Origin of the sequence: Streptomyces sp. NPDC002795 (assembly GCF_042888725.1) — a bacterium.
Lineage (GTDB): Bacteria > Actinomycetota > Actinomycetes > Streptomycetales > Streptomycetaceae > Streptomyces.
Map to the genome: position 1 here is coordinate 376,965 of NZ_JBIAQB010000007.1, position 15,520 is coordinate 392,484.

The 15,520-nt window shown below is 72.0% G+C and carries 17 protein-coding genes; 8 read left to right on the forward strand and 9 right to left on the reverse strand.

All coding sequences use genetic code 11. From position 1 onward, the window contains the following. Positions 1-26: 26 nt before the first annotated feature. Positions 27-545 (reverse strand): hypothetical protein, encoded by a 519-nt coding sequence (locus tag ACFYWS_RS23130; RefSeq protein WP_389279570.1) that lies wholly within the window; start codon positions 543-545, stop codon positions 27-29. A gap of 78 nt (positions 546-623) precedes the next feature. Then, complete coding sequence (locus ACFYWS_RS23135; RefSeq protein ID WP_389279572.1) at positions 624-1,136, reverse strand: helix-turn-helix domain-containing protein; 513 nt, start codon at positions 1,134-1,136, stop codon at positions 624-626. A gap of 130 nt (positions 1,137-1,266) precedes the next feature. On the opposite strand from ACFYWS_RS23135, the gene ACFYWS_RS23140 reads away from it, so the two are divergent. Both ACFYWS_RS23140 and ACFYWS_RS23145 read left to right on the forward strand, forming a co-directional pair. After that, positions 1,267-2,394, forward strand: a complete 1,128-nt coding sequence (locus tag ACFYWS_RS23140) for an aryl-sulfate sulfotransferase (protein ID WP_389279574.1) — start codon at positions 1,267-1,269, stop codon at positions 2,392-2,394. Continuing rightward, positions 2,379-3,728 (forward strand): uracil-xanthine permease family protein, encoded by a 1,350-nt coding sequence (locus tag ACFYWS_RS23145; protein ID WP_389279576.1) that lies wholly within the window; start codon positions 2,379-2,381, stop codon positions 3,726-3,728. The genes ACFYWS_RS23140 and ACFYWS_RS23145 overlap by 16 nt, the downstream gene beginning before the upstream one ends. On the opposite strand, the gene soxR is transcribed toward ACFYWS_RS23145, so the two are convergent. Then, positions 3,676-4,152 (reverse strand): redox-sensitive transcriptional activator SoxR, encoded by a 477-nt coding sequence (gene soxR / locus ACFYWS_RS23150; protein ID WP_389279578.1) that lies wholly within the window; start codon positions 4,150-4,152, stop codon positions 3,676-3,678. The genes ACFYWS_RS23145 and soxR overlap by 53 nt on opposite strands. 102 nt (positions 4,153-4,254) lie before the next feature. Here soxR and ACFYWS_RS23155 point away from each other — a divergent pair, with 102 nt between their 5' ends. After that, on the forward strand, positions 4,255-4,716 hold the full coding sequence (locus ACFYWS_RS23155; protein WP_266721353.1) for a MaoC family dehydratase: 462 nt from the start codon (positions 4,255-4,257) through the stop codon (positions 4,714-4,716). Between the two features lie 6 nt (positions 4,717-4,722). Here the strand turns inward: ACFYWS_RS23155 and ACFYWS_RS23160 are convergent, their stop codons facing one another. The 3 genes from ACFYWS_RS23160 to ACFYWS_RS23170 form a co-directional block, all read right to left on the reverse strand. Next, positions 4,723-5,376: a TetR/AcrR family transcriptional regulator gene (locus tag ACFYWS_RS23160; RefSeq protein ID WP_389279581.1), complete on the reverse strand. Its 654-nt coding sequence runs from the start codon at positions 5,374-5,376 to the stop codon at positions 4,723-4,725. Between the two features lie 95 nt (positions 5,377-5,471). Next, positions 5,472-6,830 carry a pyridoxal phosphate-dependent decarboxylase family protein gene (locus tag ACFYWS_RS23165; RefSeq protein WP_389279583.1) on the reverse strand — a complete coding sequence of 453 codons (1,359 nt, stop codon included), beginning with the start codon at positions 6,828-6,830 and terminating at the stop codon, positions 5,472-5,474. A 135-nt stretch (positions 6,831-6,965) separates the two neighbouring features. Further along, entirely contained in the window at positions 6,966-7,769 is an 804-nt protein-coding gene (locus ACFYWS_RS23170) for a FadR/GntR family transcriptional regulator (protein WP_389279585.1), read from the reverse strand. Positions 7,770-8,023: 254 nt separating this feature from the next. On the opposite strand from ACFYWS_RS23170, the gene ACFYWS_RS23175 reads away from it, so the two are divergent. Both ACFYWS_RS23175 and ACFYWS_RS23180 read left to right on the forward strand, forming a co-directional pair. Next, positions 8,024-9,394, forward strand: a complete 1,371-nt coding sequence (locus ACFYWS_RS23175) for an MFS transporter (RefSeq protein ID WP_389279587.1) — start codon at positions 8,024-8,026, stop codon at positions 9,392-9,394. Beyond that, positions 9,391-10,740, forward strand: a complete 1,350-nt coding sequence (locus tag ACFYWS_RS23180; RefSeq protein ID WP_389279589.1) for a M20 family metallopeptidase — start codon at positions 9,391-9,393, stop codon at positions 10,738-10,740. Before ACFYWS_RS23175 ends, ACFYWS_RS23180 begins: the two co-directional genes overlap by 4 nt. Here ACFYWS_RS23180 and ACFYWS_RS23185 read toward each other — a convergent pair. Then, positions 10,724-11,017 (reverse strand): YiaA/YiaB family inner membrane protein, encoded by a 294-nt coding sequence (locus tag ACFYWS_RS23185; RefSeq protein WP_326018398.1) that lies wholly within the window; start codon positions 11,015-11,017, stop codon positions 10,724-10,726. The two genes, ACFYWS_RS23180 and ACFYWS_RS23185, sit on opposite strands and share 17 nt — an antisense overlap. Positions 11,018-11,078: 61 nt before the next feature. Beyond that, complete coding sequence (locus ACFYWS_RS23190) at positions 11,079-12,230, reverse strand: acyl-CoA dehydrogenase family protein (protein ID WP_389279592.1); 1,152 nt, start codon at positions 12,228-12,230, stop codon at positions 11,079-11,081. A gap of 80 nt (positions 12,231-12,310) precedes the next feature. On the opposite strand from ACFYWS_RS23190, the gene ACFYWS_RS23195 reads away from it, so the two are divergent. The 3 genes from ACFYWS_RS23195 to ACFYWS_RS23205 all read left to right on the forward strand — a co-directional run bounded on the left by ACFYWS_RS23195 (position 12,311) and on the right by ACFYWS_RS23205 (position 14,860). Further along, complete coding sequence (locus ACFYWS_RS23195) at positions 12,311-12,970, forward strand: TetR/AcrR family transcriptional regulator (protein ID WP_389279594.1); 660 nt, start codon at positions 12,311-12,313, stop codon at positions 12,968-12,970. A gap of 56 nt (positions 12,971-13,026) precedes the next feature. Then, a complete protein-coding gene (locus ACFYWS_RS23200; protein WP_389279596.1) occupies positions 13,027-13,752 on the forward strand; it encodes an ArsR/SmtB family transcription factor in 726 nt (241 codons plus the stop codon). 106 nt (positions 13,753-13,858) lie between these two features. Continuing rightward, positions 13,859-14,860: an urea transporter gene (locus tag ACFYWS_RS23205; protein WP_389279598.1), complete on the forward strand. Its 1,002-nt coding sequence runs from the start codon at positions 13,859-13,861 to the stop codon at positions 14,858-14,860. Between the two features lie 88 nt (positions 14,861-14,948). On the opposite strand, the gene ACFYWS_RS23210 is transcribed toward ACFYWS_RS23205, so the two are convergent. Next, positions 14,949-15,431 (reverse strand): VOC family protein, encoded by a 483-nt coding sequence (locus tag ACFYWS_RS23210; protein ID WP_389279599.1) that lies wholly within the window; start codon positions 15,429-15,431, stop codon positions 14,949-14,951. Between the last annotated feature and the right edge of the window lie 89 nt (positions 15,432-15,520).

Here is a 15,520-nt window from a genome sequence, read left to right on the forward strand (position 1 = left end):
CCCGAACCGGGGTGGTGGCCCCCTCGTCAGGGAGTGAGGACATCCGTCTGGATCGCCAGCTTGAACTCGGCCAGCGTGATCGGCACCCGCAGCGGGGTGTCCCCGGAGCGGGCCGAGACCTTGAAGCCGACCGGGGTGCCGGGGTGCACGAACATCTGCCAGGTGTACGAGCGGAACTGCCCGCCACCCGTGGGCGATATGTCGGTGGTGGCGGTGGAGTCGTAGCCCGTGCCGAGGCCCAGCGGGTCGCGCACGAAGCGGGCGCGGTACTCGCTCGCGCGGGCGTCCGCGCCCCAGAAGACCAGCGCGGACAGCGTGCCCCAGCCGTCGTGGCTGGGCCAGATCAGCCCCGAGCGGGCGTCGGGATACGCGGAGGGGGCCGCCGGGCCGCCGCCCGCCGGATCGTGCATGGCCCACGGGTCGTACGACTCCTCGGCGTCCTCGTACGGGAAACGCACCAGGTGGTAGCCGTCGTCGTCGTAGACCAGTGATTGCGGGCCCGTGCGGGCGGACTCGTACTTGAGTGAAGTGATCGCCACTGCCATGCCGTTCGGCCTCCCCCGTCGTGACTGGTGCGACGCATGGTCGCGCCAAGTGCGGCGGTCGACAAGGGGCGCGACGGACTACTGTGCGGCGACGCCCATGACGAGAACCCGCGTCCCCGACTCCAACGGCCGCCAGCGGTGCGGGAGTCCGGCGGCGCAGTACAGCGTGTCGCCGCGCTCCAGGACGTAGTGGGTGTCGTCCACCTCGGCCTCGATCGACCCGTCAGCGACGTACATGATCTCGTCCCCCGCGTGCCGGAAGACGCGATCCCAGTCGTGGTCGCCGGTGAACTCCAGGGCGTGCAGCCGCTGTTCGCCCCGGACGAGCGGGCGCGCGCCGTCGGCCATCGCGGGCTTCTCCGCGGCGCGCACCACGTCGACCGGGCGGGGCGGCTCCGCTGCCGCGAGGAGTTCGACGGCGGTGGTGTCGAGGGCGTCCGCGATGCGCTGCAACGAGTTCATGCTCGGGCGGGACCTGTCGTTCTCCACCTGGCTGAGGAACGGGACCGAGACCTCGGCCTTGCGCGCCACCTCGGCGAGGGTCAGCTCCAGGGCGCGGCGCCTGCGCCGGATGCCGGGTCCCACGTTCATGAACTCGTAACGCCCTTTCGCTTCGGCCCCTGTTCCCCGGAAGCCTACCGTCGTGGTTAACTCATTAACCAGTACTTAAAAAAGTTAACCACCGACTTCATCACTGACTCACCACTGGATGGAGGGCCTCATGGCTCGTGTCGACCAGAACCAGCGCCGCCGCCGCGGCACCGGACTCCTCGCCCTCGACGAGGACGCGGCGTACAGCGGCTACACGCTGTTCGCCCCGCTGACCGGCGCCGGCGAGGTGTACCTGATCGACCTCCACGGCGAGGTCGTCCACCAGTGGAACCTCCCGAACCGCCCCGGCCGGCACGCCCGGATCCTCGCGAACGGGAACCTCGCCTACAACGGCGTACTGCCCGACGAGCCCGCCCTCTTCCCCATGTGGCACAAGTACCGCGGCGGCCTCATGCAGGAGATCACCCCGGACGGCACGGTGCTGCGCGAGCACCGCGACCCGCTCCAGCACCACGACGCCCACCACTACGGCGACGGCCGGATCCTCTACACGGCGCTCGAAGCGCTGACCGGGGACGCGGCGGCGGCCGTGCGCGGCGGCGTCCCGGGGTCGGAGGCGAGCGGCCCCGACGGCGACACGATCTGGGCGGACACGATCGTCGAGGTCGACGCCGAGGGGAACACCACCTGGGAGTGGAAGGTCTCCGAGCGCCTCGGCCGCGCGGACTTCCCGCTCCACCCGGACTACGCCCGCGAGCACTACCCGCTGATCAACAGCGTGCTGCCGCTCGCCGACGGCAACATCCTCGCGAGCTTCCGCTCCGTGTCGGCCGTCGTCGTCATCGAGCGGGCCACCGGGGACATCATCTGGCGCTCCGAGCCCGGCGTCGTCTCGCAGCAGCACTGCCCGACCGAGCTGGCCAACGGCAACTTCCTCGTCTTCGACAACGGCGTCTTCCGGCCGCACTGGGACGTGCCGTTCAGCCGCGTCATCGAGATCGAGCGCTCCAGCGGCAAGATCGCGTGGGAGTACCACGACCCGGCGCGCGAGTCCTTCTTCGCGCCGTTCATGGGCAGCGCCCAGCGCCTCCCGAACGGCAACACCCTGATCACCGACTCCCCCGCGGGCCGCCTCTTCGAGGTGACCGAGGACGGCTATCTCTGCTGGGAGTACATCGTCCCGTTCTTCGGCGGCTACTCCGAGGAAGAGGTCCGCAAGCTCTTCCCGTCCGAGCCCAACGCCGTGTTCCGTGCCTACCGCTACGCCGCGTCCGAGCTGCCGTGGCTGAACCGGTGACCGCGAAGGCCGCACACCCCGACACGAGCACGGCGCCGGTCGACGAGCGGCTACCCGTCAAGCGCCTGCTCCCCCTCGCCTGCCAGCACGTGCTGGCGGGCGTGGCCGCGCCCGTCTCCTCCGTCATCCTCATCGCGACGACGCTGAAGCTGTCGACGACGCAGACGGCCTCGCTGCTCAGCGCGACGCTCGTGCTGTGCGGCGTGGGCGCGCTGCTCCAGTCGCTCGGGGTGGCGGCGCTGCGGGTGGGCGCCCGGCTGCCGTTCCTGATGCTGCCGGGCGGCGCCGCGGTGGCGATCTTCCTCCAGATCGCGCAGGAGTACGGCCCGGCGACGGCCTCCGGTTCCGTCCTGGTGGCGGCCGCCTTCCTGCTCTGCGTACTCCCCTTCTACGGACGCCTGGTCCGGCTGTTCCCGCCCCTGGTGATGGGCACGACGGTCGTCCTCATCGGCATCAACATGATCAAGGTGACCGCGCCCATGGTCGCCTCGGGTCCGGGCCTCGGCTTCGCGACGCTCGGCGTGATCGCGGTGTTCTTCCTCGTCCTGCGGGGCGTGTGGCGGCAGATGGCGGTGCTGCTCGGCCTGGTCTGCGGCACCGTGATCGCCGCGCTCATGGGCACGGACCTCCAGGTGGCGCACGGCGGCACCTTCGCGCTGCCCGACCCCTTCCCGTACGGCGCCCCGCACTTCGACCTGCTGGCCGCCATCCCGCTCCTGGTCTTCGCCCTCGCCTCGCTCGCCGAGGCCACCGGCCAGACGGTCCTCAACAGCGAGGCCGTGGGCCGCACCCCCGACGCGGGCCGCGACGTGCCGCGCATCGCCCGCGCCGACGCGCTCGTCTCGCTGTTCTCCGGCGTCTTCGGTACGTCGCTGATGGTGACCAGCGCCGAGAACATCGGCATCGTCCAACTCACGCGCGTACGCAGCCGGTTCGTGACGGCGGCGGCCGGTGTGCTGCTGATCGTGTGCGGCCTGATCACGCCACTGACCCGCGTCCTCGCGGCGATCCCGGAGCCGGTGGTCGGCGCCGCGGGCCTCGTCATCTACGCGGTGATCGCGGTCATGGGCTTCGGCATGCTCTCCCGTACGGACCTCTCGCACGGCACCGACAGCATCGTCATCGCGCTCGCCCTCGTGCTCGGCATGCTGCCGATCGTGTCGCCGGAGATGTACGCCGGGCTGCCGACGTGGGCCCGCACCCTGTTCGGCAGCGGGGTCGCGGCCGGGGCGATCGCGGCGGTCGTGCTCAGCGCGGTGTTCCGGGCCCTCGGTCCGAGGCTCACGCCTGAGCCGGACGCTCCCGGCGCTCCCCCATCAGACGGGAGCCCGTGAGGCGCTCGCCGAAGACGTCGTCCGGATTGGACAGCACACAGGTCTCCAGGGACAGACAGCCGCACCCGATGCAGTCGGTCAGATGATCCCGCAGCCGGCCCAACTGCTTGATCCGCTCGTCCAGTTCGGACCGCCAGACCTCCGAGAGGCGCGCCCAGTCGTCCCGGTTCGGGGTGCGCTCCTCGGGGAGTTCGGCGAGGGCGTCGCGGATCGTGGCGAGCGGGATGCCGACGCGCTGCGCGGCCCGGACGAAGGCGACGCGGCGCAGGGTGTCGCGGGAGTACCGGCGCTGGTTGCCGGAGGTGCGACGGCTGGTGATCAGGCCCTTGGACTCGTAGAAGTGCAGCGCGGAGACGGCGGCGCCGCTGCGCGCCGACACCTGGCCGACGGTGAGCTCGTGGATCTTCTCCGGAATCTGTGGCACCCGGTCGAGACTAGACGAACCTAGTGCGGGCGCGGCTTCGTTGTTAGCATGCCAAGCGGTCTGAGCAAGCGCTTAGACAAGCTACGTGGGAGGTCACGGATCATGGCGGAGCCGCGCGTTTTCAAGGACGTCGACGACCTGAAGGGCGCCGTCGGCGAGCAGCTCGGGTACAGCGACTGGGTCGAGATCGAGCAGAGCCGCATCGACCGGTTCGCCGAGGCCACGGGCGACCACCAGTGGATCCACGTCGACCCGGAGCGCGCGAAGGAGGGCCCGTTCAAGACGACCATCGCGCACGGCTACCTCACCCTGTCGCTGCTGCCCCTCTTCGGCCCGCAGCTGATGACGGTCGAGGGCATGAAGATGGGCGTCAACTACGGAACGAACAAGGTCCGTTTCCCCGCTCCGGTCCCCGTGGGCTCGCGCCTTCGCGCCACCGCGAAGGTCACGGACGTGGCGGACGTGGCCGGCGGCGTACAGGTGACCGTGGCGTTCAGCGTGGAGCGCGAGGGCGGCGACAAGCCGGTGTGCGTCGCGGAGTCGGTGTCGCGGTACTACCTGTAGGACGCGCTACCGCCGCGGAGCGGTCACCATGCGCAGCACGAGGTCGGCGTAGAGCGCGCCGACCTCGTCGGGCGTCCGCTTGCCCTCGGCGTTGAACCAGCGGGCCACGTCGATGCAGAGCGAGAGCACGGCGACCGTGGTGCCGGGCACGTCGGGGACGTCGAACTCCCCGGCCTTCACACCATCGTTGATGATCTCCCGCACCGAGGCGTCGCTCCGCCGGCGCAGCGCGACGATCTCGGGCCGGTTCTCCTCGCCCAGCGAGTCCAGCTCGTACTGGACGACGCGCGCGGTCATGTGGTGCCCCGCGTGCCAGCGGACGAAGGACCGGACGGCCTCCGCGAGCCGCTCGGCGGCCGTGCCGTCGCTCTCGACCGCCCGGCGCAGGATCGCCAGCGCCTTGTCGTGACCGATCCGGCTGATCTTGAGGAGCAGCTCTTCCTTGGTCTTGTAGTGGATGTAGAGCGCGGCCGGGCTCATACCGGCGCGGCTCGCGATGTCGCGGGTCGTGGTCGCGTGGTAGCCGCGCTCGGCGAACGCCTGCACCGCCGCGACGAGCAGCCGCCGGGCCGCGTCGGGCGTGACATCGGCCCACGGCATCTCGTCCGTGGCGTCGCCGGCCTCGCCGACCTCGCCATCGACGCGCTCGTCCTGCGTCATCGCTGCGCTCACATCCTCCCGTGGGGCTGAGGGCACACCCTACCCTCCGGGGTGAGCGGGCGCTTAGAACCCGGTTTCCGGGAACAGGACGCGCTTCATCCGGCGTCCGCCACCATGTCGGCCAGGATCGTGCGCACCGTGTCCAGGCCGAGGTCCGGGTGGAGGAAGGCGAAGCGGGCCACCGTCTCGCCCTCCCACACCGTCGGCACCACGAAGGCGATCTGCCGCTCAAGGAGCCGCCGCGACCATGCGTCGTAGTCCTCGGGCCCCCAGCCCGTGCGGCGCAGCAGCACGACCGAGAGTTCGGGCTCGCGCAGCAGTTCCAGGCCGTCGGTGGCGCGGATCAGCGCGGCGCACTCCTCGGCGAGCCGCCGCCCGGCCTCGACGGCCTCCCGGTAGGCCTCCGTCCCGTGCACCGCGAGCGAGAACCAGAGCGGAAGACCCCGGGGGCGGCGCGTGAGGTGGTACGCGTAGTCGCTCGGGTTCCACTCCTGCGGAGCGTCGGTGTGGATGCAGTCCAGGTAGGAGGCGTCCTGGGTGTGGACGGCCCGGGCCAGGGCGGGGTTCCGGTACAGGAGGGCGCCGCAGTCGAACGGCGTGAACAGCCACTTGTGCGGGTCGATGACGAGGGAGTCGGCGTGCTCGATGCCGGCGAACCGCTCGCGCAGCCGCGGCGAGAACAGGGCGCCGCCGCCGTAGGCCGCGTCGACGTGGAACCACAGTCCGTGGGCGCGGGCGGCGTCGGCGATGCCCGCGAGGTCGTCGACGATTCCGGCGTTGGTGGTGCCCGCGGTGGCGACGACCGCGACCACGCTCTCGGGGTCACCGTCGGCGGCCAGCGCGGCGCGCACCGCGTCCCCGGTCAGCCGGTGGTCGTCGGCGGGCACCACGAGCGCCTCCACGCCCATGATCCGCAACGTGCTGCCGATCGACGAATGAGCCTGGTCGCTGACCGCGACCCGGGGCCGGTCCACGGGGCGGCCGTCAGAGGTACGGGCGGTGTCCCTGGCCACCAGGAGTCCGGACAGGTTGCCCGCGGACCCGCCACTGACGAAGCAGCCCCCCGCCCCGCCCGGCAGGCCCGCGAGATCGGCGAGCAGCCGCAGCACCTGGTTCTCCGCGGCGACGGCGCCGGACGCCTCCAGCCAGGAGACGCCGTGCAGCGAGGAGGCGGACAGCACCATGTCGAAGAGGGCGGCGGCCTTGGTCGGGGCGCCGGGGATGAACGAGAGGAAGCTCGGGCTGTCGCAGGAGACGACGGTCGGTTCTATGTGCTCCGTGAACAGCCGCAGCACGTCGTCCGGGGCGGACGGGCCGCAGTCCAGGGCGCCCTTGAGGGCGGCGTCGAGCTCGGCGGCGTCACCGAGCCTGCCGAGCGGCGCCGGGTCGAGGCGCAGCCGGTTCTCGACGTGGTCGAGGACCGTGCGGGCGAGGGCTTCGTCATGGCTGTGCAAGGTGCCGTACCTCCAGGGACGGGGGTGCCGGGGGTTCCCGGTGGGCACGGTGCGCTATTTGGATTCGTCCGGACCCATTTCGGAGGCTAACCACAACCCGGGTCACTGGTCAACGAGTTCACCCCGAGAACCCCGTCAGCCTCCGCCGCCCGCCTCGAAGTGGTCGAGCAGCGCGAGGAACTGCCGGCCGGAGTCCTCCAGGTGCTCGCGCATCCGGGCCTCGGCGGTCTCCGCGTCACCGGCCAGGACGGCGAGCGCGATGGCCCGGTGCTCCTCGCAGAACACCCGCGAGAGGTCCCGGTCCGGCGGGTAGACGAGGGTCCAGTCGCAGTCCAGCCAGAGCGCGTTGCCGCGGACGAACATCTCGGCGCGGGCCCGTTCCACCGCCTCACCGAGGACCTCGTTGCCGGCCGCGGCGGCGACCGCCAGGTGGAAGCGCGAATCGACCCGGTGATAGGCGGCGAGGTCGGCGACCTCCTCGTCGAGCATCCGCACCAGGGCCCGCCGGTCGGCGGTGGAGCCACGCCGCGCCGCGAGCCCGGCCGCGAACGGTTCGACCGCCGTCCGGTACTCCATGTAGTCGCGGATGGTGGCCCTGAAGTCGGCGGCCACGGCGGCCCGTTCACCCGCCACCGCCGGGGCGGGGCGCACCCGTGTCCCGCCGGAGCGGCCGAGCGTGGTGACCACGAGGCCCTCATCGGCGAGCTTGCGCACCGCCTCGCGGACGGTGTTGCGCCCGACGCCCAGGGACGCGGCGAGTTCGCGCTCGGCCGGCAGCCTGCTGCCCGGCGCGAAGCCGCCCAGGGCGATGCGCTTGCGCAGGATCTCGGTGACCATGTCGCGCGAGGGCCTGCGCTGCCCCGGCCGCTCCAGCGGATCGGGGTGGCGCGCCGCCGCGCCCGTGCCGTCGGCCCCGCTCGCGGCTCTCGCCTTCACCACGCGTCCTCCCGGTCGTCTCGTCGCCATCGGATGACCTCCGGACGCGAACTCGCCCACCCAGAAGCCTTATTGGATTCGGTGCAGACCCTATTGACAGGGCTTCTCCCCCGCTCGTAGCGTCCCGGTACCACTTTATGGGTCCATTCGAATCCATAGTCCTTGGCCCTCGTTCCCCGGTCGGCCGTCCCCGCCCCGCGTTCCCCCGCGCTCCCTCCGCGGGCCCGCCGTCCTGCCCTCAGAAGGAGCCCCGGTCCATGACGTCTCCCCCAGGCGGGCGCAGCCCGCTGCGCATCGCCACCGCCACACTGATCGGCACCAGTGTCGAGTGGTACGACTTCGCCATCTACGGCACCGCCGCCGCCCTGGTCTTCCCCAAGCTGTTCTTCCCCGAGATGAGCCCCGCGCTCGGCGTGCTCAGCTCCTTCGCCACCCTCGCCGTGGGCTCCCTCGGCCGACCGCTCGGCGCGATCCTCTTCGGGCACATAGGCGACCGCTACGGACGCAAGCACGCCCTCATCGGCTCCCTGCTCCTGATGGGCGTGTCCACGTTCCTGATCGGACTGCTGCCCGGCTACGCGGTGGCCGGCGCGCTCGCCCCCGTACTGCTGCTGATCATCCGCGTCCTCCAGTCGCTCGCGGTCGGCGGGGAGTGGGGAGGGGCGGTCCTCTACGCGGTGGAGAACGCGCCCCCGCACCGCAAGGCGCTGTACGGGTCCTTCCCCCAAGTCGGCGACGGCATCGGCTTCTTCCTCGCCACCGGGGTCTTCACCCTCGCCGCGTTGCCGGGCCACGACGCGCTGCTCGCCTGGACCTGGCGCATCCCCTTCCTGCTGTCGAGCGTGCTCGTGGTCACCGGCCTGATCATCCGCAGCCGCCTGGAGGAGGCGCCGGAGATCAAGGAGGCGCTGCGCGAGGAGCGGGAGGCGGGCGGGGCCGCCGCCAAGCTTCCTGTCCTCGCCGTCGCGCGCGGTTCATGGCGCACCTGGCTGCTCGCCACGGGAGCCTTCCTCGTCACCGTCGGCGGCTTCTACGTGATCGTCACGTTCGTATCGGCCTACGCCGTGTCCCATCTGGGCTTCACGGAGGCGCAGACATCGGCCGCGGGCATGTTCGCCTCGGTGGTGGTGATCGTCTTCACCCCGCTCACCGCGCTGCTGGGGGACCGGTTCGGCGTCCGGCGCGTCACGCTCGTCGGGATGGCGGCTCATCTGGTCGTGGCGTTCCCGATGTTCTGGCTCGTCGGATCGCACAGCGTCGTGGGCCTGTGGGCGGGCATGGGGCTCGGCATGCTCGCCAGCACCATCGCGTACGCCACCGTCGGCACGATGATCACCGAGTGGTTCCCGCCGCGCGTGCGCTACACGGGGCTCTCGCTCGGCTACCAGATCGCCGGCCTGATCGGCGGCGGCGTCATCCCGCCCCTGGCGCAGTGGCTGGCCGGTTCCTCGGGCGCCTCCTGGACGCCCGTGGCGGTCCTGTTCATCGTGATGGCGCTGATCAGCATGGGCTGCGTGGCCCTCCACCGGCGTTTGACCGCACCGGATTCCGCCCCGTCCACCCAGTCCACGCCGTCCACCCAGTCCACCCCGTCCATCGCCGACACCGTGCCGGAGGAGACACGATGACCGACACCACCGCCTCACCGGCCGCGAGTGACGCCGGGCGCGTCCATCTGGAGCGGCTTGCCCGGCGAGCGGCCGACGCCGCTGCCTCGGCGCCCGTATGGTCCTCCCCGTACGAGGGGGCGGGCCCGGAGGTGCACGCCCAAATCGACGCGGCGGTCGAAGCCCTCGAGGCGGATCTGCTCGGCCTCGGCCGCGCCCTGCACGCGGACCCCGAGCCGGGCTTCGAGGAGCACCGCGCCGTCGCCCGCGTCGCCGACCTGCTGCGGGCCCACGGCGTCACGGCACATACCGGGGCGCACGGACTGCCCACGGCGCTGCGGGCGACGGCCGGTTCGGGCGAAGGGCCGACCGTGGCGGTGCTGGCCGAGTACGACGCACTGCCCGGCATCGGTCACGGCTGCGGTCACCACATCATCTGCGCCGCGGCCGTCGGCGCCTTCCTCGCGCTGGTGCCCGTACTGGAGCGGACCGGTGGCACGGCGGTGCTGCTCGGCACCCCGGCCGAGGAGAACGGCACAGGCAAGGAACTCCTGGCCCGCGCGGGGGCGTTCGACGGGGTCGACGCCGCCGTGATGATCCATCCTTCGTCGGGGCCCGATCTCTCCGACGCGCCCTTTCTGGGGCTGCGCGAAGTGGTCGTCGAGTACACGGGCCGCGCCGCCCACGCCTCCGCCGCACCGTTCATGGGCCGCAACGCCCTGGACGCGGTGGTCGCCGCCTACCAGGGGGTCGCCGCGCTGCGGCAGCACATCCTCCCGGACGACCGGGTGCACGGCGTGATCACCGAGGGCGGCTCGCGCCCCAACGTCGTGCCCGAGCGTGCGGCGGCCCACTTCTACCTGCGGGCCGCCACCGTGGAGTCGCTGGCGGAGCTCTCCGACCGGGTCCAGCGGATCTTCGAGGGCGCCGCCGCGATGACCGGCACGACCGTCACCACCCGCTGGGACGACTGCCCGCCCTGCGTCCCCGTCCGGCACAACGGCGTCCTCGCGGCACGTTTCGCCCAGCACCTCACGGGCCGTGGCCGCACCATGCTGCCCGGCAGCGCCGCGCCGGACTCCGCCGTCGGCTCCACGGACCTGGGCAACGTCAGCGTCCGCATCCCGGCCCTCCATCCCATGCTGTCCATAGCCCCGGCCGGGACGGCCCTGCACACCGCCGAGTTCGCGGCCTGCGCGCAGGGCGCGGAGGCCGACCGGGCGGTCCTCGACGGCGCGGCCGCCCTCGCCCGCACGGCCGCGGACCATCTGTCGGACGGCGACCTGCGGGCAGCGGTGGAACGGGAGTTCACGGAGGCGGGCGGCGCGCTGGACGTCCCGAAGCTGCTGTTCAGACCACTGGCTTGAACGGGTCGTGGTCCGCCAGGATCTTCTCCAGGCGGGCCTGGTCGACCCTGCTCACGATCTGGCCCGCCTCCTGGCGGTCCCTGATCACCTTGGCCAGCGTGAAGGCCGAGGTCGTGAGGTAGAGGACGGCGATCGCCAGGAACGCGCGGATCCAGCCGCTGACGTCGAGGCTGTAGATGCCGATGGCCGTCGCGGTGAGAGCGACGACGAAGGAGGCGACGGCCTGTCCGTAGAAGGCCACGGTGTTCTGCTGCTTGACCGGTGTGTCACTGCTCATGCCGTACAGCTTCGAGCGGATGGGGCAAAGGCCCCATCCGCTCACGTACTCAATTGCGTACTCAGAACGCCGAAACACCCGTCAGCGCGCGGCCGATGATCAGCTTCTGGATCTGGCTCGTGCCCTCGTAGAGGGTCATGACGCGGGCGTCGCGCAGCAGCTTGCCGACGGGGTACTCGTCGATGTAGCCGTAGCCACCGAAGACCTGGAGCGCGTTGTTCGCCGCGCGGACCGCAGCCTCGGACGCGAACAGCTTCGCCTTGGACGCCGCGGTCGCGAAGTCCTCGCCGCGGTCGACGAGGTCGGCGACGCGCCAGGTCAGCAGGCGGGCCGCGTCCACGTCGACGGCGATGTCCGAGATCAGCTCCTGCACCAGCTGGTACGAGGCGATGGACTTGCCGAACTGCTCGCGCTCGCCCGCGTATCCGACGGCCGCGTCGAGGGCGGCCTGGGCTATGCCCACGCATCCCGCCGCCACCGACATCCGGCCCTTGGCGAGCGCGGACATGGCGATCGAGAAGCCCTTGCCCTCCGGGCCCATCATCGCGGAGGCCGGCACGCGGACGTCCTCAAGGACCAGCTCGGCGGTGGTCTGGCCGCGCAGGCCGAGCTTGCCGTGAATGGTGTTGCGGGTCAGGCCGGGGGTGTCCGTGGGGACCAGGAAGGCGGAGATGCCCTTGTGGCCGGGGGTGTCGTTGGTGCGGGCGAAGAGGAGGACGACATCGGCCCAGGTGCCGTTGGTGATGAAGATCTTCGTGCCGTTGATCACGTACTCGTCGCCGTCGCGGACCGCGCGGGTCTGGAGGTCGGCCGGGTTCGAGCCGTGGCCCGGCTCGGTGAGGCCGAAGCAGCCGAGCGCCTCGCCGGCCGTCAGCCTCGGGATCCAGTGCCGCTTCTGCTCCTCGTTCGCCCACTGCTGGATCGGCTTGGTGACCAGGCCGAGGGAGACGGAGACGATGCCGCGCACGGACGAGTCCCCGCGCCCCAGCTCCTCCGTGACCAGCGTGTACGAGAAGTGGTCGCCGCCCGAGCCGCCGTACTCCTCGTCGATGGTCAGGCCCAGGAAGCCGACCTCGCCGAGCTTCTTGACGATGCCCCGGTCGACCTCCTCGGCCCGGTCCCACGCCACCACGTTCGGCGCGATCTCCCGGTCCACGAAGTCCTTGGCGAGCCGGCGCACCGCCGTCTGCTCCTCGCTCAGCTCCAGGTTCATGGCCACTCCCGCGCGCATCGAATCGTAAAGCAGTTAATTAGCACTGCTAGTTTTTGGCTTGCAGCCCTACTATGTGCCGCATGGCCCGACCGCGCAAGCCCCTCCTGAGCAGAGATCGCATCGTCGACGCGGCCCGCGCCCTCGTCGACACCGAGGGCCTCGCCGCCGTCTCGACGCGGCGGCTCGCCGCCGAGCTCGGGGTGAGCGGGCCCTCCCTGTACAACCACTTCCGTACGAAGGACGAGATCCTGGAGGCGGTCGCCGACTCGGTGAGCGCGCAGGTCGACCTGTCGATGTTCGAGGCCCCCGAGGACGGAGCCGACCGGGACTGGCGCGCCGCGCTGCACGACTGGGCCGTCTCCTACCGGGCGGCGCTGCGCGCCCACCCGAACATCGTCCCGGTGCTCGCGCGGGGCCCTGGCCACCGTCCGGCCGGACTGCGGCTCGCCGACGCGGTGTTCGGCGCGATGGTCGACGCCGGGTGGCCGCCGCCGCAGGCCACGTCCATCGGCGCGCTCATGCGGTACTTCGTGACGGGCTCGGCGCTCGGCTCGTTCGCGGGCGGCTTCCCGGACGACGAGGCGGCGTACGACCCCGCCGACTATCCGCACCTCGGCCAGGCGCATCTGCTCGCCGAGCGGCAGGAGATCGTCGACGACCGGGCCTTCGAGACGGGGCTCACGGCGCTGCTCGACGGGCTTTCCGTGCAGTACGAGCAGGTGTCGGCGGAGACGCACTGACGTTTCGGGCTGACGTTTCGGCGGCCACCGAAGCGTGCCCGGGTCATCCTTGACGCATGGCCGCCCCCAAGGAACCCGGCGCTCCGCGCCTCGCCGCCCTCGCCTCACTGATCGCCGACGAGACACGCGCCGCCTGCCTGCTCGCGCTGCTCGACGGCCGGGCGTGGACGGCGGGCGAACTGGCACGGCACGCGGGCGTCGCGGCGTCGACCGCGAGCGAGCACCTCGGCAAGCTCGTCGCGGGCGGGCTGCTCGCCGAGGAACGGCAGGGCCGTCACCGGTATCTGCGGCTCGCCGACGCGCAGGTCGCGCAGCTCCTGGAGGGCCTCGCCGGGTACGCGGTGCCGGACGGCGGAGAGCGGCCTCCCACGTTGCGGGCCGCCTCCGCGCGGACCGCGATGGCCCGCGGGCGGACCTGCTACGACCACCTCGCTGGCCGGCTCGGGATCACGGTCACCGACGCGATGGTGGAGCGGGGGCTGCTGAGCGCCGATTCCGACCCGTCGGCCCCCTCGGCCCTCGCGCTCACCGACGCGGGGCACGGCTGGTTCCGCGCGCTCGGATCGCCGCTCGAACCCGGCCCGCGGCGGCCGCTGACGCGCGGCTGCCTCGACTGGACCGAGCGCCGCCTCCACCTCGCCGGACGCGCGGGCGCCGCGCTGTGCGCCCACGCCTTCGGGGCCGGCTGGGTCGAGCGGATCGGCTCCGAGCGGGCGGTACGGGTGACCGGGGCCGGGGAGCGGGCACTGCGGGCCGAGCTGGGGGTGGCGGAGGTGTGGTGAGCGGGAGCCCAGGCGCGTTTCCGCCCCCGGCCCGGGCCTTCCCCAGAAGTAGCTGTAACGTACATTCGCCGGGCCGGGAAACATCTTCGTCACACGGGAGCGGCGCATGACGCAGACGGCAGATGCCGCGATTCACCAGGAAATCGGGCAGAGTTGGGCGACCGGCTGTAGACAGTTCGCGCTGCGCGTACTGCGCGGGATCGGCCAGGTGACGTTCCTGCCGCGCGCGCTCACGGGCACGCTGTTCGCCGCCGCCCTGTTCGCCTCCGGGTGGGAGTACGGGCTCTACGGGGTCGGGGGCGCGGCCGTCGGCACGCTGGTCGCGGCGCTGCTCGGCGTGGAGAAGGAGCGGCTCACGCTGGGCATGGAGGGCTTCAACGCCTGCCTCGTGGGCGTGAGTTGCGCCGTCTTCCTCAACCCCGACCGGCTGTCCTCGGTACTCGTGGCCCTGCTCGGCTGCGCCGCCGCGACCGTGGCGACCGCCGCCGCGGGGCGGGCACTCGGGGCGTGGGGGCTGCCCGCTCTGACGCTGCCGTTCTGCCTCGTGGCGAGTGTCATCACGCTGGCCGCGCCCGGGTTCGCGCGGGTGTGGGCCGGCGGGGGCGGCATCGCCGCGTTCCCCCAGGCGGTGTCCGGGGCCAGGACCGGGCTGCAACTCGACGACGCCGTGCGGGGGTTCTTCGCCGGATTCGGCCAGATCTTCCTGATGCCGCAGTGGTACGCGGGGGCGCTGGTGCTCGCCGGGCTGCTGGTGGCCGGGCCGCGGGTCGCGGGGGTGGCCTGCCTCGGGAACGTCGCGGGCATGGCGACCGCGTGGGCCCTCGGCGAGCCTGCCGCGCAGCTTGCCGACGGCACGTCCGCGTACAACGCGGTGCTTGTCGCGCTCGCGCTCGGCGGGGTGTTCCTTGAGGCCACGCGTCGTACGGTGCCGTATGCGGTGGCGGGGGCGGTTGCCGCGACGGTGTGCGCGCCGGCGTTCGGGGCGTTGGCGGCGCCGGTCGGTGGCCACATGTTCACTTGGCCGTTCGCGTTGACCACGTTGGTGTTTTTGGTGGCGGCGAGGTCGTTCCCGAGCATCTCAAGCCCCTCCGGCCCCTGCGGCGATTGAGCGGGGCGGAGCCCCGCGGCGCCGTGGCTGACGCCGCGGGGCTCCGCCCCGGACCCCGCTGCTCAATCGCCGCAGGGGCTTGAACGGGTCAGGCGGATTCGAGAGCGGCGACGTCCAGTTTGCCCATCTTCATCATCGCGGCCAGAACCCGACCGGCCCGGTCCTTGTCGGGGTCGGCGAGGAGTTCGGGCAGGCGGCGCGGGACGATCTGCCAGGACAGGCCGTACTTGTCCTTGCACCAGCCGCACGGCCCCGGCTCCCCGCCGTTCGCCGTGAGGCCGTCCCACAGCCGGTCGACCTCGGCCTGGTCCGCGCAGTCGACGGAGAGCGAGACCGCCTCGTTGAACTTGAACTCGGGGCCGCCGTCCAGCGCCTGGTACTCGTTGCCCGCGAGGCGGAACTCCACGACGACGCCCGAGCCGGGCTCCTGGGACCCCTCGTCGCCGAAGCGCTGGACGTCCAGGACCTTGGAGTCGGAGCCGGGGAAGAGCGAGATGTAGAAGTCGACGGCCTCCTCCGACTTGCCGTCGAACCACAGGCAAGGGCGGATCTTCTGGGTGCTGGCGGGCATGGTGTGCCTCCTGGTTCCCGTGCCGGCGCCGGTCGCGTCGGCCTGTATCAGGCTTCTCCTCATACAGACCGGCCGCAGGCCGGGAACTC